The organism is uncultured Psychrosphaera sp. (assembly GCF_947500655.1).
GTDB lineage: Bacteria > Pseudomonadota > Gammaproteobacteria > Enterobacterales > Alteromonadaceae > Psychrosphaera.
In genome coordinates this window covers 124,064-149,666 of sequence record NZ_CANMSK010000001.1, presented here as the reverse complement: position 1 = coordinate 149,666, position 25,603 = coordinate 124,064, and the positions used below count along the sequence as shown (strand labels likewise).

Sequence of the window (25,603 nt, the reverse complement as noted above, 5' to 3'; positions counted from 1 at the left end):
TTATCGTTTTAAGTTCAATGTTTTCTTCTGGAAATAAATATTAATAGCTGCTCAAATGCTCCTCATTTTTCTTATTTTTACATTGGTTAATTTTCTAGGCTAACTTTTTCCTGCTCGCCAAATGAGGATGAAAAACATTACGAGATAAAGTGGTGTTTCAATAAAGGTGTCATAGGTGAGCCACTGGTCTTCGGTTAATTGACTCGCAACACTATAATTTAGCCCTGCCTTGCATAAACTGATAAATGCTAAACCTAGAACAAAATACTTATGTTGAATAGGGGAGTTTAAGTACCGTTCAAAACGTGCTCCAAAGTAACCACCTTTATTAAACACTCCATCTATTATAAGGGCTGAAGCACTAATTACCCCCATAAATGTGCCTTTGAGTTGCACTAAATACTCACTTTGAAAGGCAATGGAGAATATCGCTGATATTAAGAGCATTATGGTTCCAAATACGGCGAATCCACCTAGCAAGTCCACTTTAACAAAGCGCTGGACAATGACGAGCGCTAATCCTAAGGACACACCTGTAAATGCAGCTATGGTTAGGTCACCAGTTACTTTTGCCACTGCAAAAAATGCTATGCCAATAACTATGTCAGCAATAATAGAAGGTTTGTTTTTTTTCCAATTCTCACTTTGTAGTTTTCTTTTATTATCTAGCTCTGGCAAATTTAACTTGGTGTTAAACTTCTCAAGTTTTGTACTGGCAAAGTGAATGTCTTTACCTGGGTGACTTTCATAAATTAACTCACTGCTTTCACTGCTTTCATTACCAAGTTCCTTAACTTGGATACCGACTGTGAACCAATTAAAGTAGCCAACGGATACGCTTATTTCTTTAGTTTGATCATCTGACTCGGTTGTCTGGCTGCTGGGTTGAAACTTATGCTCAACCACTTTGAAATCACCATCAAATAAATGTGTGGTTTCGTCTACCAGTGTTCCATTGCAAAATAGCTGTGACGTATAGGTTGTAAATGAAAAGAAGTATTTCACTTCATAATCGTCACCGTCATATTGAAAAGGTCTTTTAAAAGTCCATAAACGCATAATTGTCCTTGTTTTTATTTTTCTAAATTTTTAACTTCTAGCCAGCTCTGGAATTAATGTAAAATTAAGGTGGCTGTCCTTTTTATATTTTGGATAATAAACCCATAAATTAATTATTATTTAAACCAAGTTCGGGTAATGTGAGGCCCAAGCTTTGGCTGCAACCAAAGCCTTTTATACAGTAGTTCGATTGAGCGTAGGCTCCTCTATTGAGAGACCGGTAACAAGTAAGAAGCTGCAAAAGACTCCAAGCATAATACTCGAATAGTCTACTGGGTCTCGAACCCGCATTACGCAAGCAAGGGTTAGCTTATTATGAATACTAAAAATTATCAAAACATTAACGTTGGTGTCGATACTGGTAAATTCCAACTCGATATTTACATCCGACCATTAGATATTTACTTCACCGTTTCAAACGATGAAAAAGGTATTAATGAAGCGGTAAAAAAAATTAAAAAACACAAACCAGAGCGCATTATCATTGAAGCCACAGGCCGACTTGAGATGCCTTTTATTATGGCTTGTGCTAAAGCCAATTTACCTTTTGTTATTGCAAATCCTGTGCATATAAAACGCTTTTCTGGTGCCATTGGTCAACGAGCAAAAACAGATAAGCTAGATGCTCAATTAATTGCGCATTATGGTGAAGCAATTAAACCTAGGTTATCGGCCTTAAAACCAGACACAATGCAGCTAATGAGTGACTTGGTGTCAAGACGAAACCAATTATTAGTCATGCAAACAATGGAAAAAAATCGGCTGCAGATATTGCCAAAAAACTTAACCATGACCATTAAACCAATACTTACCGCGTTTAAAAATCAGATAGAAAAAATAGAAAATAAAATCGTTGAGTTAATTGAAAGTGCCCTGATTATCAAGATAGAAATACCATACTTCAAAGTATGAAAGGCATTGGTAAAATTGCATCTGCATCCATCATTAGTAACTTACCTGAGTTAGGTTATATAAGCAGTAAACAAGCCTCTGCGTTAGTCGGTGTTGCACCAATAAATCGTGATAGTGGTAGGTACAAAGGACATCGTAAAATCCAAGGTGGGCGACATCAAGTAAGAACCGTTTTATACATGGCTATGATGTCAGCGATACAAAGTAATCCGGTGTTTAAAGAAACATATCAACGGTTAGTCGCTGCTGGAAAGCCAAAAAAAGTCGCTATCATTGCATGCATTAGAAAGATGGTCGTGATACTTAATTCGATGCTAAGAGATGGCGTATTATGGGAAGCTCCAAAAGTTAAAAATTAAAAGTTAAAAATTAACTATTGACGCCATAGTCTCTTGTTATACGTATTTTATGGATTACCGCTTATGTTTTTTTGAGTTTTTTGGGAAACAGAAAAAGATTTGTATAAGTCAGTACCACCAAAATAGACACCTGCGCTAAATGAAGCAAAGACAATTGTAATTGCCATGACCCAATGCTTGATTTCAACGTGTTGAATTAGCCAAGGAATCGTCAGTTTTTCTGGAGCCTTTAATTCATTATTTATAAGAGCGACACTTTCCTGAGGCTCAGGTAATAATATTGCTTGATTCAATATACCTATAGCATCATTGATACTTGTATGAGCATCTTCTCCATAATTCATTCGAGATGAAACTACAGCGCTAGTAACAGCTTGTTTAAACTCTGATTGTATTTTTGTATTGAAACTTAAAAGCGGAATGACGTTATCCGCCCATGACTCAAAATCAATCAAATTTGGAAAAGGAGATGCCATTGATCTTTCTTTTCTTAAAGCTTTCAAAGCATCCACATTCTTCAATGAATTCACCTATACGTATAACGCTCACATAAACCGCGAGAGCTTGCGAACGTCGGGCGACTATAAGGAGCAAATTTAATGTGCTTGTTAGGTGCTAGAGACTTGCCTTCTTGATGGCTCTACTTGATGCAAATATCGAGTGAATGTATCTTTCGGGCGCTCTAGATCATTCTCTGCCAATACTCTCGAAGCCATACCTCGATGGTTACTCCCATGAGTCATCAGATGCATAAGAATTTCTTCAACTGTGAGTTGCCCTAAATCACCATCAACAAACTTGAATATTACAACCCTATTTAATTCTTCTGGTGAAGCTGACTCTGTAAAACTAACTAACCAAGAATCGTTTTGCTCCATTGTTTGACGTAATTCAGATAGTGTCGGTGTCTCTAGTGTGTTATCTGCGCTATATTTTTCGGGTTCATTTAAAATTCGACTAATGAATAAGCTGTCAACGACAGTCGTATGATTCAGAATTCGAATAAAAAAAGTGGCGTCGTTTTCCGGTAGTTTAGATAACTGCTGTTCTCCAAGCATTAGCAATTCACTATTTGCCCATTTTTTATATTGAAATGCCTTAATAAGTTTCATTATCTCTCCATAATTAAAATGCTCATAACTCAAAGAGCACCTAACAGCGTATTAGCGCGAATTCCTGTTAAAGGAAGTTATCCACAGGTGGTTTTATTCCACTAATAAACTTTTTTATTTAATAATACTAATAACTTACCAGTAGATTTATGGATAAACAAACACTTTTTTGTTTGGGGAAAACGAGCCATTTACATAACACGCCATCAGTGGCACGTTATGTAAAATTTTAATTTAAAGAATTTATTAGAAAAACAGAGGCTTACGAAAAAACTCTACTTAATCGAGCCATATTTAAAAATTACATAGCGTGCCATGACAGTAAAGATTCATGTGTTTTCACTTAAACCTGTATATGAATACAGGTGATTAGTTAGTTTTTATTTTAACGAAATTACTCACAAAGGAGCACTGATTTTGCTTTTCAGTCTCCATCACAAAATCACTTTGTTAAATATTATTTTTTATAAAATTCGAAGCATGGATGCTGAGAAAGGATTGATTATCAGGGACGATTTTTCAGCCCTTTTTTTGTAAACAAAAATAACTATTTAATTAAGTATTAGATTTTGTTGGAAGCGGCTTTTTGGCCTACCTTTTTAGCTGTTGAAAAAGGTATGGTCGCCGCAGGTGAAACAGTCTTTTGATTTTAAACAATAAATTAAGCCTGCGCCTTTTTGGCTGTTGAAAAAGGTATTGTTCACATCATGGATGATGGGATGCCACCAATACAGGGATGTATTATTGATGGCCGCCATGGATGTACTCGCTTAGGTTGTCTGTCTATTCGTAAAAGCTAAAACTGACAACCTGCCACTTCATGGATGAAGGGATGTCATCAATACAGGGATGTATTATTGATGACCGCCGAAGGTGAAACAGTCTTTTGATTTTAATCTTCTAGGCATTAGGTTTGGCTTTAGATTTTAAACAATAAATTAAGCCCATGCCTCTATGACGGCGGATTTATATAATCCTGTATTTTGGTTCTTATTGTTGCAAGCTCTTCATCTTCTTCTGGAAACAACGCCAGTAATTCTTCAAACGAATTCCATTTGGTTTGCTTAACTGTTTTGCTCAGTAAATTAGATTCTTCACTTGTTAGTCCAAGAATTTGTTTTAAAAACAGCGTGGCAGGCATACATTTCCTTAAAGTAAAAGATTAGCTACAAGCAAAATAACGCAATAGTTAATTGACTAAACACACAGTCTTAAAAGCATTGGTTATTTAACTAAACTAGTTATGAATTAATACTTTAGTTTCAAAGTTCAAATTTTTCAATCCGATATAGAAATTGTTTGTATCCCATGCCTAATAATTTGGCCGCTTTGGTTTTATTATTTTTGGTTTTTAGTAGAGCTTGCTGTAAAACTTGTTTTTCAAAGTCATCCCAATTCATGCCTTCATCTGGAATGTTAAAGCCTTGTGAGTCTTCATCAATGCTTTCAATCATGGTTGGAGCGGTTAAGTCATTTACTAGCTCTTGTTCGTCACCTAGCAGTACAAAGCGTTCTAACTTGTTACTTAATTCTCTTACATTGCCTGGCCAGTTATGATCCAGTAATAGTTTTTTGGTTGCGGGTGATAATTTAGCTGACTGGCTGCCATATTCATTTTCAAACTTGTTAATAAAATGCAAAATCAGTTTTGGTATATCTTCAGGGCGTTCTTTTAAAGAGGGCATTCTTAGCGGAACAACGTTAAGACGATAATATAAATCTTCTCTAAACTCTTGTTTGCTTATTTGGCTTGGAATGTCTCTGTGCGTGGCGGCGATAACCCGAGCGTCTACTTGGATTTCGTCGTTGGAGCCTAAACGAGTAATAACGCCTTCTTGTAAGAAACGTAATAACTTAGCTTGTAGTAAAATGGGAAGTTCGCCAATTTCATCTAAGAAAAGAGTGCCTTGATGCGCGGCTTCAATTTTGCCAATTTTTTGGGTGATAGCGCCGGTGAACGCGCCTTTTTCTGCGCCAAATAATTCAGCTTCAGCCAACGACTCTGGAATTGCACCACAGTTTATGGCGATAAAGCTGTTGTTTTTTCTATCAGACAGCTGGTGTAATGCTCTTGCGGCCAACTCTTTACCTGTGCCACTTTCACCGCTGATCATTACTGTAGCATTGGTGTTAGATACGCGTTTAATACGCTCATACACTTGTTGCATACAAGGTGCGTTACCTACTAAATCAACTAATGTTTGTTGTTCAGTTAATTGTTTTTCTAACGACTTGTTTTGCGCTTTTAATGACTTGGCAGTATTGGCTTTTGAAATCGCTAATAACAACTCTTGTGATTGAAACGGTTTACTTAAGTAATCATCAGCGCCTTTTTCAATGGCTTCAATTGCATGTTTTACAGAGCCATAAGCGGTGGCAACAACAAAGCCAATATTGAGAGAATTGTTTCTTACGTATTCCAATAATGAAATACCAGTTAAGGTGCCTAACTTCCAGTCGGAGAAGATCACGTCGGGTAGGGTGTTTTTATCAACCAAGTTTTTTAGTGTTACAATGGCTGACTCAACGCTGTCGGCTTGCGTAACTTTCATCTCGTTTGCTTCTAATATACCAGCAACCAATTCCCGCTGATCTTGTTCATCTTCTACTAATAAAATATGCATCAGTTGCTTCCTGTATTCTTGTTTTCAGTCGTGCTTTTATCGTCACTTTCAAAGCCACTTTCATTGTTATTTTTTAGCGTGTTTTTTTTACTTGTTTGCGGAAGAGTACACAATGCGGTTACTCCGGTAATACGATCGTTTTCGGTATTGTTTTGAACCGTTAACGATCCTTCATAATGTAATTCAATTAATTTTTTACTAATGTAAAGACCCATGCCAGCACCTTCTGCTTTGGTAGAACAATGAGCTGTGAATAATCTGTCTTGTATATCTGGATTTAAACCTGACCCAAAGTCAGTTATTGAAATGACCGTTAGTTCATTTTTGCTATAACTCTTTATAATCAAGTGTATTAAACCATCAATAGGATCTTTTCCTGCTGTACTTTGAGCAGCCTTTAGATCTTGATCTGATATGAAACTTGCTTCATAAGCGTTAAATAATAGGGTGTGTAAAATAGATCTGAATTCACTTTCCGCTCCCAGTATTTTAATACTGTCATCCAGCTCAAGATCAATTTTTAATTTGCCTTTACTAGTGTCATGAGTTTGTTTCAGCTCTAAAACTACGTCGTTAATTAAGCCACTGAGTGATAGCGTTTGTAATCTTTCTAATCCGTCAGATGTGATGGTTAATAAGGCTTTAATATTCTTATCTAGTTGCACAATTTTACTTTGAATTTGAGCAAACAGTTTTTGTTTTACTGGCTCAGAAAGGTTGTTAGATTGCAGTTGTTCTATTGCCAGTCCAATGGTGTGCATTGGGTTCCTAAGTGCGTGGGCGATGCCTTTGCTGACGTCACTAATTTCAGTTAAATGATGTTGCTCTTGTAACTTAGATTCGGCGTCGGCCAATTTAGCTAATTGGATACTCATGGTATTAAAACGTTGAATGGTTTGATTGATCTCACTCACGCCTTGAGGTGTTACTTGGATACCAAAGTGACCGTTTTCTAATTGCTTAAAGCCATTGATCAATTCTTGTAACGGTTTGCTAAAACGTTTACTGAGCCAAAAAACTAAGAATATTGAAAGTAGTGTGGTGATCACTATCATTAAGATCACATAATTAAATAGTTCAGAAACCTGAGATTTTCGTTTGCTAATAACCACATCAGGATCTCGACTTTTTACACTTTTGGCGTGAATTACTTTTGTGCTTCCGTCTTCCTGAATAGTTTCTATTTTTATATTGTCATTTTCTAAACCAAAATTTCTCATATTTTCGATTTGTTTGGTTAAATGACGTTTTATTATTTTATTAGGGCGAGGGCGCTTAATACTGAGTTTAACTCGGTAACCATCTTCTGACATTTCTATGGTGTTAATTTTCTTGCTATTTAACTGTTGGGCTAGAGACATTACTGTTGGTTTAACTTGTTCAGGTAACTCGCCGATAACTTCCATTAATCCGCTGGCTGAATTTAAAATCTCGGCTGGTAATTCAATTTTAAAGTTAAATTCTTTCTTTTTACTTACTTGGATTCTAAGTAGATCTTCAAAGCCTATAATTGGTGGGGTTGGCATTAAAGCAACAATGTCGACCTTTGTTTCAGAATCTAAGATTTGATCTTCGTCTTCAATGCTATCAATTGTGTATCTTAAGATCCTGTCGGCGAAGTCTTTACCTCTGCGTTCTATTTCAGATTCTACGTTACTCTTAAAGTGAGACAACAAGGCAACTTGAGCAAGTGCAATAACTAGCACTAATCCGGTGATCAATAGAAATAGGTGGCGTCTTATACTCATATAAAGTACTCATTAGTTTTGTTTGGGTATAACTAGATAGCTTTACTCTAATTTAAGAGTGTTAGCTTAAATTCGTTTGTGATCACTTAATTACGCAATCTTTATTCCATTATAAAAAAGTCATATAAATCAATTGTGTAATTGTTTTTCCAAGATCAAGTGTAAACCATTAATGCTGTAATAAGGAATATTAATCCTTATATGGGGATGTTATTTAGATAAATAATGAAAAATATTATTAATTTATTTTAAGTTGTTGAAATTTATAATTATTTTAAATTGGCACGTTAGTTGAGTTACTTACCCTGAATTGCAAAATTATGCTTTAAAACTGGAGAGATAAAATGAAAAACTCAAAACATAGTGTATTCGCAGCATCGTTAATATTAAGTACTGTATTAGCTACATCATTGGTAAGTGGTAATGCGTTAGCTGAAAAAAATAAAAACGATAAAGAAAAGCCTGTTCGTGAAATGGTTAAGGTAAAAGCGGTAGAAGGTAAAGATATTAAAGTTTTTGTTGCCAGCAGTGGTGAAAAGAACAAATATACTTTCAGTGCTGAAGAATTAAAAAGTATGGACAATGTCACTGCAAAACTAGGTGACTTAGACAAAGAAACATCAGATAAAATAGTCACTTTATTATCTAAACTTGAAGATTATGACACTAAAGTTGTAGTGTTAAACGATACGGATATTACTCGTGGTGATAAAACATCAAGTGTTTTTATGTTAAAAACTGACGATAAAAACGGTACAAAGCACATAGAAATTGATGTTGTAGGGGACGCTAAATTTAATGACAAACATTTAGTGAAGATGCTGTTAGCCGACGGTAAAAAAATGCACAAAGGAAAGCATAAAGGTAAGCACGAAGGCAAAATGAAAGGTCACATGAGAGACAAAGACACGGTAAAAGTCTTAACCAAAATCATTAACAAGTCTGAGTTAACAGCTGAGCAAGTTGAAGAGTTAACTGAGCTTTTAGCTTCTAAAAAATAAGTAGCTTCTAAAAGTAAGTAGCCTCTAAAATAGCAGCTAAAAACAAATAGCAGTTAATAAGCAAAAGGTCTTTTAATTAAGACCTTTTTTGTATCTGACTTTTAACTAAACTCATCCTTTAACTAAACGAATTAAATTCGTTGTTTAATATATTGATAAGCCAAATGCACTTTTTGAAAAGTAGCCTGACAACCACCTTTGTCTGGGTGGTGTATGTTACATAGTTTCTTATATTGGCGCTTGAGAGAAGGCTCAGAGGGTAAGTCGGTTAATTCAAGGGTAGTGAGTGATTGGGTTAAGTTATCTTGACTACGTTGCACTGGAGAACGCGAAGACATATTGTTCCAAAAAGAGTCGAGTAAGTCGTTTACACTTGTCTCTGTGGTTTTTTCAAAGTTATTCCAATCTAAGTAGTAGCTTCTTAATTTTTCAATGGCTTGTAGTTCTTCTCGGTTTTGTACATGAGTTCCAGCTACTGATGAAGCACCGTCTTGTGCCGAGGTCGATTGAGATAAGGGAATAAACCGTATATTGGACGAGATGATATCAATATCAAATTGATTAAGTTCTAAGCCTAAATCCCTTAAACGATATAAAGCATTAAAAATAACAAAATGAGTTTGAAATAAGCTGAGATTATTGGACATAACATCAGCATTAAATAAATTATACGGCGCAGATTTAAACTTAGTAATTATCTCGTATTCACTGATGCCACCATTAACAGCCTCTTGGCTTATAAGCTCCAGTAACGTTTGATCTAATTCTAAGTTTTCCAATGCCTCTTCCTTATTTGAAAGTCATTACGGGAAGACGTTACGCTTCGTACTCTAATGGGTCAGTCATGTTGTTTTTTTCAAACGCTTCCAAACGTTCTTGGCATGCACCACATTTACCACATGCTTTTTCGCGGCCGTTATAACAAGTCCATGTTTTGTTGTAATCTAACTTCATGCTTAATCCATCAGCTAAGATTTCAATTTTATCGTTATGTAAATATGGAACTACAATATCAATTGCATCGTAATTGGCAATGGCGCAAACATCTTGCATACGTTTAACAAACTCAGGACGACAATCTGGATAAATAGCATGGTCGCCAGAATGCGCGCCGTAAAATACCTTTGTGGCTTCTAAGCTAACTGCATAGCCAACCGCTAAACTTAACAAGATCATATTTCGGTTTGGTACTACGGTGCTCTGCATGCTTTCAGCTTCGTAATGGCCTTCAGGAATATCAATGTTATCGGTTAGTGAAGAGCCAGCTATTATTGAATTTATCGCGCTAATATCAACGATTTTATGGTGTACGTTTAATTCTTCACAGGCTTTTTTTGCATACTCAATTTCTTTTACATGGCGTTGACCATAGTCAAAGGTGAGGGCGTATACATCGTAACCTTGCTTTAATGCATGATTTAAAACGGTATATGAATCCATACCACCAGAAAAAATAACCACAACCTTTTCAGACATCTAACTTTACCTATAAATTAATTGCGAAATTGTACAAAAATATTTGTTACAATCGCCAAAATTAGTGAACATGAAATGTCGAGATAACAAATAGATGTTCATATTCACACAGAATTAATCAATGTTAATTCAATATCAGTCGAGAAGAAAGTTAACTTTATCAGGTGCCAACTACCAAACAATGAGTAAATATAAAATAAATGAAATATTTGAGACCATCCAAGGGGAAGGTCAGTACACAGGAACGGCGTCGATATTTGTTCGACTGCAAGGTTGTCCTGTCGGTTGCTCTTGGTGTGATACCAAACAAACTTGGGATCAATTAGAAAGTGATAAACAGCCATTATCAACTATCATTATGAAAACATCAGACGATCCAACTTGGTGTGATGTTGATGAGTCGACAATATTAAACACTTTTGTTGAGCAAGGTTACCGAGCTAAACATGTTGTAATTACGGGCGGAGAGCCTTGTATGTTTGACTTAAACCCTTTGTGTGAGTTGTTACACAGTAAAGGTTATTCAACTCAAATAGAAACCAGTGGTACGTTTGAGGTTCAAGCGCCAGAACAAACATGGGTAACGGTTTCACCCAAAATTAATATGAAAGGTGGTTATAAAGTTCTTGCATCTTGTATGCAAAGGGCAAATGAAATTAAACACCCAATTGCAAGACAATTACATGTTGATGAATTAGAACAATTATTATTGGAAGCACCAGTAAAAAAGAATACGTTAATTTATTTACAGCCAATTAGTCAAAAAGTATCAGCGACTGAACTTGCAATTGAAACCTGTAAAGAAAAGAACTGGCGCCTGTCTGTGCAAGTACATAAGTACATTGGTATAAGTTAGCAGATGATAAAAGCTCAGAGAGGAATATAACATGCGCCAAAGAGTTACTGAATTTTTTCAGAAGTACGCTGTAGCAATGCAAGATAGAGAATTACAGCTGCTAAAGTCGATTTATCGATTACCTTTTATTATTGTTCATGATGAGCCTGAAAGGGTTGTTTCTTTTGATGAAGAATTGGAAGAGAATTTAAAGAAAGTATTAAAGTCATTTGACCAACGAGCAATAACTAACATTGAGGTAGATGTAAAAAAAGCGATTTATTTATCTAATGATATACATTTTGCTAATGTTAATTGGACGTTCAAAAATGAACAAGGCGAGATACAGATAAGCTACAACACGTCTTATATGCTGAGTATTTTAGAAGAGACTATTAAAGTGATCACAGTGATCATTGATGATGAAAATGATACCTATTTAAAATTACTCTAAATCGTTGCAAATAAACCATAAATTTGTTGATACTGTGAGCCATAACTAAGATGCTATAAAGCAATAAGCCAATTGTTGTGCTTGGATATTTTTATCTGATTTTAGATACTAAGTCCAAGCACGCTTGAGTTGAAATACCTTGGTCTAACGCTCTGATATTAGCGGCTTGAATAGTTGGGCTGTGATTTGTTGAAAACAATAACTTATCTTTAAATTCAGATATTATTAATAACCAGCCTCCAACCTTTTTAGATATCACCTTAATTTAATAAACCCCTAGTACATTTAAAAATAATGCTTTTTTAGTGCGTATTAATATAATGATCAATCCAAAACTTAAATTCAGCTCAGAAGACAACGCTATGAAATTAAATTATTTATTTCCAATAATATTATCACTCGTAATATTAATAACTTTAAGCGCCTGTGGTGAAGACTCAGATGTTGAGGTATATATAAGTACTGGTGAAAAACAATGTCTTGGTGGCGGTTTGTCTATTACCGAAGCTGAACAGTATCTATTAGATGCTGGGATAGAAGTGAAAGAACAGAGTTGTGGCGAATTAACTCAAATGAATTTCATCTCTGTCTGTGGCGGTGAAATTGGAGAAATATATGTATTCACCATTGATGCAAATAACTCTAACCTTGCAGAAAATATCGGGTTTACCGTACCGAGTATTTCAGCAATAGAAGATGATTATCAAACAGTTGAGTGTGAACAGTAGTAGATTGTTGATCTTTTTTTCTTCTATCGTCATTATTACTGCATGTGCACACGTTATAAAAAAACGTATTAGTTGAGCTTAGTAGACAAAGAAGTCGTGAATCAAATACCGATTAAAATGTAGAAGAAAGAGCATAAGAAAAACAGAGTAATTAAAGCTTGTATATATTGAATCAAAAAAGCGGATCTTATGATCCGCTTTTTGTTAGGTGTTTAGGGTAAATGCCTGAGTCGCTTTATTTATATAAGCTTTTAAACAACTCAACACGTTTTTTATTTACACCTCTATCACTGTAACCAACTCTTGATGCAGAACGAAAGTGCAAACGTTTTTGCTCAACATCTACTCTAACCTCAAAATCATCAACAAAACCAAACGTTGCAGAAGTAAATGTAGCAGACACATAATCATCGTTTTTATTTACAATAACTCCGCCCATTTCTGTAATTACCGACTCAATCTTAGGAATAGAATGAGGCATGGCAATATCTAGACCAGCAACAAAGTGCTCAACATCTTCTATATATTCACTAGAGGCACAGTTCGGCTTACTAGAACACTTAGCTAACTTACCGTCTTGTAGCCCTAAAGCTCCACCTGTTTTTGACATTTGTCCTAAAACTAAAAACATCACAACAACAATAACGATAAGTGACACAACAGCAATTAAAATTTTCTTCATTTTGTACTCTTTAAACAGTAAATAATAACGCCATTATATATAAAGGCGCGGTATTGCATAGAGGTAAGGGGATTTTTTCTTCTTTAGGAGTAAGAGCAAAAAAATTATTATATTCAATAACATCTAAGCTTCTCACTTTGCTCCTAAATATTAGATTTTACTTTTTCTGTTTAAAAGTCAAAAACCATTTCAAATAATTAAAATGGTTTTTGTTAGTTATTAAAAAAGAGTATAAGTTTGTGATTATAGTTTTATGGTCGCGACCTTCATTGAAGAAACAAAATTACTTAACTCCTCCAACATCAACTCTTTATCTAACAAGTTACGTTCAATAATGTTTACCACAGCAGAGCCTGATATAGCGCCTGCAGCGCCGGATTTAATGGCTGATTTTACTTGCTCTGGGCTAGAGATACCAAATCCAAGAATTGCAGGTGCAGCATTAAAGCTTTTCAATTTACTGATCAGGATGTCAGCAGGCATATTGGCTTTAGTTTCAGCGCCTGTAACGCCAGCTCGGCTTAGCAAGTAAGTATAACCTTGGCTGTATTTGGCTATTTTTTGCATCATCTCGTCGCTAATAGTTGGTGGCACTATAAATACGGCGTCAATGTTGGCTTGTTCTGCTGCTTGTCTAAATGGTGCGCTTTCACGTACTGGAACGTCGGCAATCAATACTGAGTCAATACCTGCTTTTGCACATGAGTTGTAAAACTCTGTTATGCCGTGCGCCATCACTAAGTTGCTGTAAAGTAATAAACCAATTGGTATATTTGGAAACTCTTGTCTTATTTTTGCAACTAAGTCTAAACACGCTTGAGTAGAGATGTCTTGGTCTAATGCTCTAATATTGGCAGCTTGGATAGTTGGGCCATCTGCAACAGGGTCTGAAAATGGAATACCAAGTTCAAGGGCATCTGCGCCAGATTCAATCAAGGTTTTGATTATTTGATAACTGGTTTCCAAGTCTGGATCGCCAATGGTGACAAAAGGAATAAACGCGCCTTGGTTTTTCTCATTTAATGTTTGAAATAGTGCATTATAACGGTTCATTATTTTGCCTCCTTTTGTGATTTGTCAGTTTCTGATGCGGCACCAAATTTCTCACCTAATATTTGGTGTACGTGAGTTAAATCTTTATCACCACGACCAGATAAGTTAACCAAAATAATTTGCTCTTTTTCTGGCGATTGTTTTGCCAGCTTTAACGCATGAGCTAAAGCATGAGATGACTCAAGTGCCGGAATAATACCTTCTTGCTTCGCTAATATTTGGAAAGCGTCAATGGCCTCGTCATCGTTAATAGCAACATAATCTGCACGGCCAATCGCTTTTAAATGCGCATGTTGTGGACCAACGGCTGGGTAATCTAAACCTGCCGATATTGAGTAAGACTCCTGTATTTGACCATCTTCATTTTGCATTATGTGCGTGTAAGCACCGTGCAAAATACCTTTTGAGTCAATGCCTTGGTCAATAACCGCTAATGCTGCGCCGTGCTCGCCAGTTTCTAAACCGTGACCGCCTGGCTCAACACCAATAAGCTCAACACCTTGTTCTTTAATAAAGTCGTTGAACATTCCAATGGCATTTGAACCACCACCAACACAGGCAATGACTTTATCTGGTAAACGGCCTTCCGCTTTTAGTACTTGTTGTTTGGCTTCTTCACCGATCATTTTTTGGAAGTCACGGACAATGGTTGGGAACGGATGCGGGCCTGCGGCTGTGCCTAATAAGTAATGGCTGTCTTCGTAAGTTGAGGCCCAATCTCGCATTGCTTCGTTAACTGCATCTTTTAATGTGCCAGAGCCTGATGTTACTGGAATAACTTCTGCGCCCATGAGTTTCATTCTAAATACATTTGGTTGTTGTCTGTCTATGTCTTTTGCACCCATATAAATGCGCGCTTCTAAGCCCATTAATGCACAAGCTAACGCCGTTGCAACACCATGTTGGCCGGCACCTGTTTCTGCAATAACACGTTTTTTACCCATACGTTTTGTTAACAGCGCTTGACCTAATACTTGGTTGGTTTTGTGTGCACCACCATGCAATAAGTCTTCACGTTTTAAGTAAAGCTTGGTTTTGGTGCCTGCCACTATGTTTTTACATAATGTAAGTGGTGTAGGTCGGCCTGCGTAGTTAGTTAATAAGCCTTCAAACTCTTCAACAAAAGCCGGATCTTCAATGGCTTCAATATAGGCTTGTTCTAATTCTTCTAATGCTGGTACAAAAAGCTCTGGTACGAACATACCGCCGTATTCACCAAAGTAGGCATCTAATGTTTTTTTTGTTTTTTCATTTTTTGTTGTATCAGTTTTTGTTTTCTCAGTGCTCATTGGTTTTCCTGCTTTTTAATCTTATTGTGTTAGCTAACTTTTTTGAGTTACTAAATCGTTAATTGAACTTAGTGTCTTGTATGGGCGTTAGCTAACGAAAATACTTGGTTAATTTTGTCTGTCGACTTTATGCCGGGGCTGGTTTCAACACCTGAATTAACATCCATACCGCAAACCGGTAAGTCTTTGGTAGATGCTATGTTCTCGGGGGTTAATCCACCAGCTAACATAATTTCTGGGCTGTCTAAATTTATTTCTTTTAATACATCCCAGTTAAAGCTTTTGCCTGTGCCGCCAGATTGACCTGTTTCGGTACATTTTGTGTCTAGTAATACACGGTCTGCGTTTGGCCATCGTTCAGGTAAAGAACCTTTTTCACTAACTGGCACAGCTTTCCAAACGCTTATATCTTTATCAGCATTTTTAGATACTTCTCTTACCGCCTCAATGTAGTTGTCATCTTCATCACCGTGTAATTGCAATACGCTAATGTTTAACTCCAAGATCAGTTTTTCTATGTCTTTTATTGGCATATTTTGAGTGACAGCAACAAACTTTAATTGCCCATTTGAGTCTTGTTCAATGATATCTTTGGCGGTATCAATGTTTACGCAACGTGGACTTTTGCTAACAAATATTAAACCTGCATGTTTAACCTTGTTTTCAATTAACGCGTTAACCGCATTTGGGTGCGTTAAACCACATACTTTATGCTCACCAATAATTAGGTTGTGACAGGCTTGCTTAAGATCTTTTTCTGCCATTAACGAACTACCCACCAAGAAACCTTGTACTTGTTGTTTTAACAGATTCACTTGCTGATGGTTATAAATACCTGACTCAGAAATAAGTACGGTATTGTCCACTTGTGACTTGGATGCTAAAGAGTGAAACAAAGCAACCAACTCAGGCGTTTTGTTTAAGTTGGTAGATAAGTCACGTAAGTTACGATTGTTAATACCTAAGATATCTGCTTTTAAGCTTACTGCACGGTGCATTTCTTCATTGTTACTGACTTCGGTTAATACAGACATATTCAGTTTGGTAGCAAGGGTATTAAGCTTGGTGTATTCCTCATCGCTTAAAACCGATAGCATTAATAAAATGGCGTTTGCGCCAAAATAACGAGCTAAATACACTTGGTATTCATCAATAAAGAAGTCTTTGCATAATACCGGCTGGCTTAACTTGTCTTTAACCAAAGGCAAACGTTCAAATTCACCTTGGAAGTATTTTTCATCCGTTAATACAGACACACAGGTTGCATACTCGTTATAGGCTTGGCAAATCTCGTCCAAGTCAAATACAGGACGGATTAAGCCTTTAGACGGACTGGCTTTTTTGCATTCTAATATAAATGCTGCACCTTTGTTTTTGTGATCGTCTTTTAAGGCCTGTTTAAAATCACGGTCGTTAGGCGTTAATTTCTCAATAAAATCAGTTAGCGGAAAATCAACTTTACGTTGGCTAACTTCTTGTCTTTTATCTACAACGATTTTTTCTAGTACGTTCATTTTTATGATTCTTATTATTTATGTTGTTGTAAAACTTATGGCTTACAGCTTAAAACTTACAGCTTAATACTCAAGTTCTATTACTAAGCGCTACAAAGTCATTCAAGGTTTTAATAGCTTGGCCTGACTTAATTGCAGCTAGTGCCGTTTTTAAAGCTTGTTCAAATGTGTCACATACACCATATAACATTAAAACGGGCGCGGTATTTAATGCCACGGCATTGGTATGAGCCTCTGTGCCATTACCAGATAACACTTGGTGAATATTTTCAGCATTTTGTTTTGGTGTGCCACCAGTTAATGCATCAAGTGGAAATGACTTAAGACCAACACTTTCTGGTGTCATTTCAAATTCAGTGATTTCACCGTTAAGTAATTGCGTCACTTGGGTTTTACCGTGCAGGGCAATTTCATCCATACCAGAGCCATGTACAACCCAGGCAGCTTTTTTACCTAATAACTTAAGTGATTCAGCCATAGGACGACATAACTCAGGAGCGTAAACCCCAAGCACTTGTATTTGTGCATTAGCAGGATTAATTAATGGGCCAAGAATATTAAAGATGGTACGAGTTTGTAGCATTTGTCTTACTGGCATAGCGTGGCGAATACCTGAATGGTAAACCGGTGCCATTAAAAAGGTAAGATTGGTTTGTTCTAAACAAGCTTTGGCTTGTTCTGGTGTCATATCTACTTTTATACCTAACTCTGATAGCACGTCTGCAGAGCCAGATTTAGAAGACACAGCACGGTTACCATGTTTCGCCATTTTAACACCACAAGATGCGGCTAATATGGCGCACATGGTACTGATGTTAATCGTTTTTGTACCGTCTCCACCTGTGCCGCAGTTATCGGCAGTAGCAAAGTCAAGTGCTGGAAAGGCAAGGGCGTTGTCACTTAATGCTTTTGCTGCACCAGCAATTTCAAATACAGTTTCACCTTTGATTTTTAATGCGGTTAAAAAAGACGACAGTAAAATAGGATCTAAGTCACCAGTGACAATACTGGTAAATAATTGATGCGTTTGCTCTGTGCTTAAATCTTCACCGGCAATAACGTTATGTATTAATTCTAAATTGGTATTTGTCATGCTAGCTCCGTTATTTCGATTTAGTTAAGTAGTTAATAGCTTGTTCTAATAAACGTGAGCCATTGGTGGTTAAGATTGACTCTGGATGAAATTGGAAACCTAAAGTCTTGTGGGTCTCGTCAATAAATACCATAGGAATATCATCTAGCTGCCCAATTACTTCAATGCTACTCGGTAAGTCTTTAACAATTAATGAGTGATAACGCGCTACTGACATACAGCGGTCTAAACCATTAAAGATCTCGTGATCTTTACATGAAATCACCGACGACTTACCGTGCACAGTTTCACCCGCTAAGGTAACGGTTGCGCCATAATGCTCGGCAATAGCCTGATGACCCAAACATACACCAATAACTGGAATATTACTCACGGCATATTGTATAAGTGCTGTCATACAAACTGACTCAGACGGCTTACCTGGACCTGGAGATAAAAACAATAACGGTTTTTCACCAGCAGCTAGGCTTTGTTTAATTTGCTCAATGATCAATTCTGGGTTCACTGTATTACGAAATATCTCTATGTCGTAATGTAAGCAACGTAGCTCATCTACTAAGTTATAAGTAAATGAGTCTTGGTTATCTAAAAAGAATATTTTGCTCATATTAGTTTACTCCCTTAGTAGTAGGCTTTGATGTTAAAGCGCTTAGATGCAATTCACTGGCTTGAATGGCTTTTAATACGGCTTGAGCTTTGTTTTGTGTTTCTTGACACTCTGCAACTGGGTCAGAGTCGTAAACAACGCCAGCACCTGCTTGAACATGTGCCATGCCATTTTTTACAAAGGCACTACGAATAACAATACAAGTATCCATATCACCAGAGCCATTTATATAACCCACAGCGCCGCCATAACTGCCACGTCTTGTTTTTTCAACATCTCTAATTAACGATGCGGCTCGTATTTTTGGTGCGCCAACTAAGGTGCCCATATTCATACAAGCTTGATAGGCATGCAGAGCATCTAAGTCGTTTCTTAATGTGCCAATTACGCGAGAGACTAAATGCATAACGTAGGAGTAACGGTCTACTTTTAATAATTCTTTGACATAACGAGTTCCCGGCTCACTAATACGGGCAACATCGTTACGGGCTAAGTCCACTAACATTAAATGTTCGGCTACTTCTTTTTTGTCATTTCTTAAATCCAGTTCTATACGCGAGTCTAAATCAGCATTAATACTGCCATCAGTTCTAAAACCACGAATACGAGTACCAGCAATTGGGTAAACTTCAACTTGCTTGCTAGTAGATGAATACTTTAAAGCAGACTCAGGCGAGGCACCAAATAAAGCAAAGTCATCGGCTTTTAAATAAAACATGTAAGGACTAGGGTTATCTTGTTTAAGATGACGGTAAGCGTCTAATGAGTCTGAACAAGGCAAACTAAAACAACGTGAAGGCACAACTTGAAATACATCGCCTTTTACTATGTTCTGTTTTAAGTCTATAACTTGCTGTTGGAATATGTCGTCAGCTACGTTAACGCTAATATCACTGTTGTTTAATACAGAGCGAGAACCGAGCTTGTTAAAACCATAATTGTTTTTAGTATCAAGTATTTTGTTATTAGTTTGTTGCTCGTTGGACTGACGTTCTGCAATTGCATCGTCCAGCTGTTGATTCAATTGCTCTAAGCGTTTTCCAATAGAGAAACAGTTAGCGTAGGCGTTTTCACCGCTAAACACATTACCAATTAATTCAGTCTGTTGTTTTTGGTGGTCGATAATCGCCATGGTTTCGGCTAAATAGAATAAGTAATCTGGGCAAGTATTTAAGCCTTCATCCACTTGCGGTAGTGATTCAAAGTTTGCCAGCATGTCATAAGCAAACTCCCCACCTAAGAATAAAGCAAACGGAGCGTCTTCCGGTGCGCTAATAGAGTTAACCGCAGCGCGAAGTACCTCAAACGCATTGGCTTGCTTTAAGCGAGTGTCTTCGTCAACGTTAGTGTCGTTATCTAAAAAGGTGATAACTAAGGTATTGTCGTTTAAGTCTAATTTTGTTGTATTGGCGTGTTGTTGTTGTTTAAACGTATTGGTTAAGTGATGAATAACCGGTAAGCCGTTGTCAACCAAAGCGGTTATAGTGACGACTTTGCCATTGCATTCAAACTTAACGGCGGTGTCGATTAACATTAAACTTTTTAAATTGTCTTTACTGTCAATCTCTGCAGATTCGAGTAAGAGGGCGTTTTGATTGTCTTTGGTGAAACGAGAGAATAGTTCGAGCGGATCATTAAAATAATTCGCTTTAATACTGATGCTGTTTACTTCACCAATTGTTGTCGTGATTTGACTAAATACCATGTGATTACTTTTCTTATTCTTTGTTAATTCTAGTCGCTGATTTAAAAGCCAGCTCTTAAGGTCGTAAATTTAAAAGCGAGAATTTAAAGGTTAAATTTAAAACACAAAAAAACCCGCTCAATAAGCGGGTTTGTTTTTATAATGTCGTAATATTACGCGCACCACTTATTCACCCGCTGATTTGGAAAGCCACCAATGCCATGTGAATGTAGAAGTGTTCATTTAGTTAAATCCTAAATAGGTAATATTTATAAAGTGTGCATATAAAAACGTTTTTTGTTACTTCTGTCAAATGTTATTTCAGTGATAGTAGAACTAAATGCTATATGACATAATACGCGTATAATATTTCTACTTATTAGAGCCTATCTTGATTTACGATTTACACAGTCATACCACCACATCTGATGGCAGTTTAACGCCCGTTGAACTTATTACTCGTGCAGATGTTCGCCAAGTTGGTGTATTGGCAATTACCGATCATGATACGGTTGACGGATTAGCTGAGGCTCAAAAAGAAATTACTGACAAAAATTTAAAGCTGCAATTGGTCAATGGTGTTGAGATTTCAACCAAATGGCATGGTTTTGAAATTCATATTGTTGGTTTATGTATTGATCCTAACGATGACGTTTTACAATCTTGTTTGGACACTCAGTTGCATCACAGAGAAATTCGTGCGCAAGCTATGTCTGACAAACTCGCCAAGAAAGGTTTTGAGGACGTATACAAAGACGCAAGAGAAATGGCGATTGGTAAATGCGTAAGTCGTACACATTTTGCCAAAGTATTATTGCAACGAGGCATTGTTTCTAACTTTGATGCTGCGTTTAAAAAGTACTTAGGGAAAGGCAAATCTGCTTATGTGTCGCCTAATTGGATGGACATTGAAACTGCAGTGAAAATTATACACAGAGCTGGTGGTATTGCCATTATCGCCCATCCAATCCGTTATGACATGTCTAATAAATGGTTAGCTAAGCTGGTGGATGAATTTGCTGAGCACGGTGGTGACGCATTGGAAGTTGGCTTAACCCAAATATCGCCTAACCAAAGAACTCATATATCTGGTTTGGCTAATAAATATGATTTATATAGTTCACAAGGTTCCGACTTTCATGCTCCAGCGCGTTGGACTGATTTAGGAAAAAGTTTATATTTAACAGAGCAGTGCAAACCTGTTTGGCAACATCCTAAATGGCGATTTGCCTCATAAACGAGTATAGTTAACTTAGTAATTATGTTTAAGTTAGATTTTATTCTTTTCTAAGATGTTAAAGAATAAAAACAAAATAAGAAGTAAAACATGAGCCAATTTTTTCACATTCATCCTGATAATCCGCAAGGAAGATTGATATCTCAAGCCGCTGCTATTGTTAAAAATGGTGGTGTAGTGGTTTATCCTACCGACTCTGGTTACGCCATTGGTTGCGCTATTGGTGATAAAAAAGCCATGGACAGAATTGTACAAATTAGAAATGTGGATAAAAACCATAATTTCACTTTGGTGTGCAGCGATTTATCTGAAATTGCTACCTTTGCACGAGTCGATAATGCTGCATTTCGTGCCATAAGATCATTAACGCCGGGGCCATTTACTTTTATATTCAAAGGCACAAAAGAAGTGCCGAAACGTGTGTTAAACGACAAACGTAAAACCATAGGTATTCGTGTTCCTGATAATAAAATCGCTTTGGATTTATTAGCCGAGTTAGGTGAGCCTTTAATGTCTTCTACTTTGTTATTACCGGGTGATGAGTTTGCTGAGTCTGATCCTGACGAAATACGCCAAAAACTAGAAAAACACGTAGACTTAATTATCCACGGTGGTTTTTTAGGTGAGAAGCCAACCAGTGTTATCGACTTTTCAGACGATGAGCCAAAAATAATACGATATGGCGAAGGCGATACGAGTTTGTTCGAGTAAGCGTATTGAATAGAGTGTATTTGAATAAGAAATGATAACCGATCCGCAGAATAAAGAATCATCACATATTGATGGTGACATTACGCAACATGACACCACGCAAATGGTACAGCAGGCTTTGCCGCTTGCGCTTGTGCGTGGCGAAATTGTTATTAATAAACCTGAAGATTTGTTTATTCCGCCAGATGCGCTTGAGATATTTTTAGAAGCGTTTGAAGGTCCGCTGGATTTTTTGTTGTATCTGATCAAAAAACAAAAGTTCGATATTGTTGACTTACCCATTCAAGAGATCACCTTGCAGTATATGGAATACGTTGATCTTATGCGTCAGGTTAAAATGGAATTAGCTGCTGAGTATCTAGTGATGGCCGCCATGTTAGCCGAGATTAAATCAAGACTACTACTGCCTAAAAATGTATTTGATGATGAAAATGAAGAAGATCCAAGGGCAGAGTTAATTCGTCGTTTACAAGAGTACGAAATATTTAAACAAGCAGCGCAAGATATCGACCAATTACCCAGAATGGAACGAGACACGTTTGTCTCCCATGCTGTTATGCCAGAAACAATGCAGCCAGAAATAGAAAACCCAGAAATAGACATACAAGAGCTAGTGATGGCATTTCAGTCGGTATTAAAAAGAGCGTCTGCGTTTAGTCATCATGAAATTTCCGCTGAAGTATTATCCACCAGAGAACGAATGACACAACTGTTAGACAGATTAAGTCAAAGTGATACGTTTGTGTTATTCCCAGATTTATTTGACGTAACAGAAGGGCGTTCAGGCGTTGTTGTTACCTTTTTAGCTGTGTTGGAACTAGTAAAAGAAAGCTTATTAGAAGTTATTCAATCGGCTGCTTACGGGCAATTACATGTTCGTTATAAACATGCACAAGTGAGTTGAGCATAAATATGATCCTTGATGAAAAACACGAAGTTACTGAACTTAAACTAAAACAAATAATTGAAGCGGCGATTTTCACCTCAGAAACACCATTAACTTTGGATAAACTAAAACAAACTGTGCTGATTAATGTTAAAGTGAGCAACAGTTTACTAAACTCTATTTTAAGTGATATCAAAAGTGACTACTCTTCAAGAGGCGTTAACTTAGTTAAACTGGCAAGTGGTTATCGATTTCAAGCAGCTACAAACTTAGGTCAATGGTTAACAAATCTATTGTATGAAAAGCCCGCTAAGTACAGCCGAGCGTTATTGGAAACACTAGCGTTAATTGCTTATAAACAACCAATAACGCGTGGTGAAATAGAGAATGTTAGAGGCGTATCAGTAAGCTCTAACATAGTAAGAACATTAGTAGAAAGAAACTGGATTAAAGTAGTAGGTCACAAAGAAGTGCCTGGTAGACCTTCACTGTATGGAACAACAAACGAATTTTTAGATTATTTTTCATTAACGAGCTTGTCGCAATTACCTGAGTTAATTGAGCCGGAGTCGTTAGATATAATCGCCCAAAGAATTGAAAATGAATTTATGGGGCAAGCTGAAGAACCTGCTAACCAAGAAACGGATAGTGATGAAACCCAAGCAAACCCAGACGAATTAAGCGTAGATACAGAGTAAAGAATTAATGAGTGAAAAATTACAAAAAGTGCTGGCCCGTTCAGGTGTTGGCTCTCGTCGTGAGATGGAAACCTATATATCAAGTAACCGAGTTAGTATTAACGGTAATGTTGCTAAGTTAGGAGACCGTGTTGAAGGTACGGAAACTATCCGTGTTGATGGACATATTATTGAAGCACGTTCTGAAACAGAAGAGATCTGCCGCGTGATCATGTACAACAAGCCAGAAGGCGAAATGTGTACACGTAAAGATCCAAAAGGACGTCCAACGGTTTACGACAGATTACCTAAATTAAAAAATAGCCGTTGGATTGGTATTGGCCGACTGGATATAAATACCAGTGGTTTATTATTGTTCACCAACGATGGTGAACTAGCCAACCGTTTAATGCACCCAAGTTATCAAATTGAACGCGAATACTCAGCGCGAGTATTTGGTGATGTTCAACCTGAGCATTTACAGAACCTAATTAAAGGTGTTGAGCTTGAAGATGGTTTGGCTAAATTTGATAAAATTAAAGCCGATAAATCTAACCATGATGAAAACTCTAATAGTTGGTTTAATGTATCGTTAAAAGAAGGCCGTAATCGTGAAGTTAGACGTTTATGGGCATCACAAGAGTTAACCGTAAGTCGACTTATTCGAATTCGTTACGCTGATGTAACATTAGAGAAACGTTTGATGCAAGGTGGCTGGAAAGAACTTGGACTTGAAGACTTAAATGCACTACGTAAAAAAGTAGGCTTAGATAGAGAACTAAGAGAATTCAATACCAGTGTTACGGTAGATAATGCGCAAAATAGACGGGTTGAACATGCTCGTATTAAACGCGCCGTGAGAAAACACAAACAGCGCCGCATTACTAAGTAATTAGCAAATAAAAACAATATAAAAAACCTCAATTTATTTTAAATTGAGGTTTTTTTATGTCAAAAGAATTTACATATAGTTAAAAAACTTACTTTGGTTGTGCATCCAAAGATTGGCCATTTACACCTTTACTTTCATCTGACATTAAATAGACATAACTTGGCATTAATTGCTCAGGCAGTTTAAGTTTGCTCACATCTTCAGATGGGTAAGCTCTAGCACGCATATTTGTTTTTGTTGCACCAGGATTTAAGCAATTGGTGCGGATTTTAGAATTTTCAAATTCATCCGCCATGGTTTCCATTAAGCCTTCTGTGGCGAACTTAGAAAATGCGTAAGCGCCCCAAAATGCACGACCTTGCTTACCAACACCACTTGATGTGAAAACAACAGAAGCACTTGATGATAATTTAAGGGCAGGGATCAGTGCCTGAGTTAAAAAGAAAGTGCCTTTAAAATTCACTTTCATAACATCATCAAAGGTACCTTCATCAACATACTCTAAAGGACTTAATGCACCCAAAACAGAAGCGTTGTTCAATAAACCGTCAAGCTTGCCATATTCAGATATTATGGTGGATGCCATATCCTGATAATTTTTAACGGTTGCGCCTTTTAAATCTAAAGGAATAATTGATGGTTCTTTGTAACCAGCTTCGACGATTTCGTCGTAAACGGCTTCTAACTTTTTAGTGGTTTTACCAAGTAAAATAACCTCAGCACCGTATTTTGCATAAGTAATGGCAGCCTGTCTGCCTATACCAGAACCCGCTCCGGTAACTAAGATAACTTTATGGTTAAGTTCGTTTGGTGATGCTTGAAAATCTATATGTTTCATAAATACTTAGTAAAATGTTTAAAATCCCTGCAATGTTACATTGCTGTAAAGAAAAATTCACTACTGAGCATTCAAAAGATCATTAAAAGTGCACAAAAAATGCATGAAAACCCTATTATTTAATAATTTTGA

At 36.8% G+C, this 25,603-nt stretch carries 26 protein-coding genes and 1 pseudogene; 10 read left to right on the top strand and 17 right to left on the bottom strand.

All coding sequences use genetic code 11. The features are described from left to right. Positions 1 to 99: 99 nt before the first annotated feature. Positions 100 to 1,059, bottom strand: coding sequence for a hypothetical protein (locus Q0940_RS00670; protein WP_299262721.1), 960 nt, complete (start codon positions 1,057 to 1,059; stop codon positions 100 to 102). Positions 1,060 to 1,374: 315 nt separating this feature from the next. Between Q0940_RS00670 and Q0940_RS00665 the strand changes: the two are divergent. Continuing rightward, a pseudogene (locus Q0940_RS00665) lies at positions 1,375 to 2,330 on the top strand (IS110 family transposase). Between the two features lie 47 nt (positions 2,331 to 2,377). On the opposite strand, the gene Q0940_RS00660 reads toward Q0940_RS00665, so the two are convergent. The 5 genes from Q0940_RS00660 to Q0940_RS00640 form a co-directional block, all read right to left on the bottom strand. Then, positions 2,378 to 2,851: a hypothetical protein gene (locus Q0940_RS00660; RefSeq protein WP_299262719.1), complete on the bottom strand. Its 474-nt coding sequence runs from the start codon at positions 2,849 to 2,851 to the stop codon at positions 2,378 to 2,380. An 87-nt stretch (positions 2,852 to 2,938) separates the two neighbouring features. Beyond that, complete coding sequence (locus Q0940_RS00655) at positions 2,939 to 3,442, bottom strand: DinB family protein (protein ID WP_299262717.1); 504 nt, start codon at positions 3,440 to 3,442, stop codon at positions 2,939 to 2,941. Between the two features lie 952 nt (positions 3,443 to 4,394). Beyond that, positions 4,395 to 4,583 (bottom strand): hypothetical protein, encoded by a 189-nt coding sequence (locus Q0940_RS00650; RefSeq protein ID WP_299262715.1) that lies wholly within the window; start codon positions 4,581 to 4,583, stop codon positions 4,395 to 4,397. A 121-nt stretch (positions 4,584 to 4,704) separates the two neighbouring features. After that, positions 4,705 to 6,066 carry a sigma-54 dependent transcriptional regulator gene (locus Q0940_RS00645; RefSeq protein ID WP_299262713.1) on the bottom strand — a complete coding sequence of 454 codons (1,362 nt, stop codon included), beginning with the start codon at positions 6,064 to 6,066 and terminating at the stop codon, positions 4,705 to 4,707. Then, complete coding sequence (locus tag Q0940_RS00640; protein WP_299262711.1) at positions 6,066 to 7,814, bottom strand: ATP-binding protein; 1,749 nt, start codon at positions 7,812 to 7,814, stop codon at positions 6,066 to 6,068. Before Q0940_RS00640 ends, Q0940_RS00645 begins: the two co-directional genes overlap by 1 nt. A 344-nt stretch (positions 7,815 to 8,158) precedes the next feature. Between Q0940_RS00640 and Q0940_RS00635 the strand changes: the two genes are divergently transcribed. Next, the gene (locus Q0940_RS00635; RefSeq protein ID WP_299262709.1) at positions 8,159 to 8,815 is read left to right on the top strand and encodes a hypothetical protein; all 657 of its coding nucleotides are present in this window, start codon (positions 8,159 to 8,161) and stop codon (positions 8,813 to 8,815) included. Between the two features lie 131 nt (positions 8,816 to 8,946). Here Q0940_RS00635 and Q0940_RS00630 read toward each other — a convergent pair whose 3' ends face one another. After that, entirely contained in the window at positions 8,947 to 9,594 is a 648-nt protein-coding gene (locus Q0940_RS00630; protein WP_299262708.1) for a DNA-J related domain-containing protein, read from the bottom strand. A gap of 37 nt (positions 9,595 to 9,631) precedes the next feature. Next, on the bottom strand, positions 9,632 to 10,291 hold the full coding sequence (queC, locus tag Q0940_RS00625) for a 7-cyano-7-deazaguanine synthase QueC (protein ID WP_299262706.1): 660 nt from the start codon (positions 10,289 to 10,291) through the stop codon (positions 9,632 to 9,634). 181 nt (positions 10,292 to 10,472) lie between these two features. On the opposite strand from queC, the gene queE reads away from it, so the two are divergent. Then, positions 10,473 to 11,147, top strand: coding sequence for a 7-carboxy-7-deazaguanine synthase QueE (gene queE, locus Q0940_RS00620; RefSeq protein WP_299263299.1), 675 nt, complete (start codon positions 10,473 to 10,475; stop codon positions 11,145 to 11,147). Between the two features lie 31 nt (positions 11,148 to 11,178). Then, positions 11,179 to 11,580 carry a hypothetical protein gene (locus Q0940_RS00615; RefSeq protein WP_299262704.1) on the top strand — a complete coding sequence of 134 codons (402 nt, stop codon included), beginning with the start codon at positions 11,179 to 11,181 and terminating at the stop codon, positions 11,578 to 11,580. 91 nt (positions 11,581 to 11,671) lie between these two features. Here the strand turns inward: Q0940_RS00615 and Q0940_RS00610 are convergent, their stop codons facing one another. Next, the gene (locus tag Q0940_RS00610; RefSeq protein WP_299262703.1) at positions 11,672 to 11,839 is read right to left on the bottom strand and encodes a tryptophan synthase subunit alpha; all 168 of its coding nucleotides are present in this window, start codon (positions 11,837 to 11,839) and stop codon (positions 11,672 to 11,674) included. Between the two features lie 103 nt (positions 11,840 to 11,942). Between Q0940_RS00610 and Q0940_RS00605 the strand changes: the two genes are divergently transcribed. Next, positions 11,943 to 12,308, top strand: a complete 366-nt coding sequence (locus Q0940_RS00605; protein WP_299262701.1) for a hypothetical protein — start codon at positions 11,943 to 11,945, stop codon at positions 12,306 to 12,308. A gap of 235 nt (positions 12,309 to 12,543) precedes the next feature. Here the strand turns inward: Q0940_RS00605 and Q0940_RS00600 are convergent, their stop codons facing one another. From Q0940_RS00600 to Q0940_RS00570, 7 genes are all read right to left on the bottom strand, one after another. Beyond that, positions 12,544 to 12,990 carry a DUF1499 domain-containing protein gene (locus tag Q0940_RS00600; RefSeq protein WP_299262699.1) on the bottom strand — a complete coding sequence of 149 codons (447 nt, stop codon included), beginning with the start codon at positions 12,988 to 12,990 and terminating at the stop codon, positions 12,544 to 12,546. Between the two features lie 243 nt (positions 12,991 to 13,233). Beyond that, positions 13,234 to 14,043, bottom strand: a complete 810-nt coding sequence (trpA, locus tag Q0940_RS00595; protein WP_299262697.1) for a tryptophan synthase subunit alpha — start codon at positions 14,041 to 14,043, stop codon at positions 13,234 to 13,236. Then, positions 14,043 to 15,332: a tryptophan synthase subunit beta gene (gene trpB / locus Q0940_RS00590; RefSeq protein ID WP_299262695.1), complete on the bottom strand. Its 1,290-nt coding sequence runs from the start codon at positions 15,330 to 15,332 to the stop codon at positions 14,043 to 14,045. The genes trpA and trpB overlap by 1 nt, the downstream gene beginning before the upstream one ends. Before the next feature lie 68 nt (positions 15,333 to 15,400). After that, a complete protein-coding gene (trpCF, locus tag Q0940_RS00585) occupies positions 15,401 to 16,846 on the bottom strand; it encodes a bifunctional indole-3-glycerol-phosphate synthase TrpC/phosphoribosylanthranilate isomerase TrpF (RefSeq protein ID WP_299262693.1) in 1,446 nt (481 codons plus the stop codon). Positions 16,847 to 16,916: 70 nt separating this feature from the next. Next, positions 16,917 to 17,939: an anthranilate phosphoribosyltransferase gene (gene trpD / locus Q0940_RS00580; RefSeq protein ID WP_299262691.1), complete on the bottom strand. Its 1,023-nt coding sequence runs from the start codon at positions 17,937 to 17,939 to the stop codon at positions 16,917 to 16,919. Positions 17,940 to 17,949: 10 nt separating this feature from the next. Next, entirely contained in the window at positions 17,950 to 18,546 is a 597-nt protein-coding gene (locus tag Q0940_RS00575) for an aminodeoxychorismate/anthranilate synthase component II (protein ID WP_299262689.1), read from the bottom strand. Between the two features lies 1 nt (position 18,547). Beyond that, positions 18,548 to 20,251, bottom strand: coding sequence for an anthranilate synthase component 1 (locus tag Q0940_RS00570; RefSeq protein ID WP_299262687.1), 1,704 nt, complete (start codon positions 20,249 to 20,251; stop codon positions 18,548 to 18,550). A gap of 367 nt (positions 20,252 to 20,618) precedes the next feature. Between Q0940_RS00570 and Q0940_RS00565 the strand changes: the two genes are divergently transcribed. The 5 genes from Q0940_RS00565 (at position 20,619) to rluB (ending at position 24,633) form a co-directional block, all read left to right on the top strand. Then, positions 20,619 to 21,467 carry a PHP domain-containing protein gene (locus Q0940_RS00565; protein ID WP_299263297.1) on the top strand — a complete coding sequence of 283 codons (849 nt, stop codon included), beginning with the start codon at positions 20,619 to 20,621 and terminating at the stop codon, positions 21,465 to 21,467. Between the two features lie 90 nt (positions 21,468 to 21,557). Further along, complete coding sequence (locus Q0940_RS00560; RefSeq protein ID WP_299262685.1) at positions 21,558 to 22,178, top strand: L-threonylcarbamoyladenylate synthase; 621 nt, start codon at positions 21,558 to 21,560, stop codon at positions 22,176 to 22,178. Between the two features lie 103 nt (positions 22,179 to 22,281). Then, positions 22,282 to 23,082 (top strand): ScpA family protein, encoded by an 801-nt coding sequence (locus Q0940_RS00555; protein WP_299263295.1) that lies wholly within the window; start codon positions 22,282 to 22,284, stop codon positions 23,080 to 23,082. An 8-nt stretch (positions 23,083 to 23,090) separates the two neighbouring features. Beyond that, positions 23,091 to 23,762 (top strand): SMC-Scp complex subunit ScpB, encoded by a 672-nt coding sequence (scpB, locus tag Q0940_RS00550; RefSeq protein ID WP_299262683.1) that lies wholly within the window; start codon positions 23,091 to 23,093, stop codon positions 23,760 to 23,762. 7 nt (positions 23,763 to 23,769) lie between these two features. Beyond that, positions 23,770 to 24,633: a 23S rRNA pseudouridine(2605) synthase RluB gene (gene rluB / locus Q0940_RS00545; protein ID WP_105052715.1), complete on the top strand. Its 864-nt coding sequence runs from the start codon at positions 23,770 to 23,772 to the stop codon at positions 24,631 to 24,633. Between the two features lie 88 nt (positions 24,634 to 24,721). On the opposite strand, the gene Q0940_RS00540 is transcribed toward rluB, so the two are convergent. Beyond that, positions 24,722 to 25,471 carry a YciK family oxidoreductase gene (locus Q0940_RS00540; RefSeq protein ID WP_299262680.1) on the bottom strand — a complete coding sequence of 250 codons (750 nt, stop codon included), beginning with the start codon at positions 25,469 to 25,471 and terminating at the stop codon, positions 24,722 to 24,724. Positions 25,472 to 25,603: the final 132 nt, after the last annotated feature.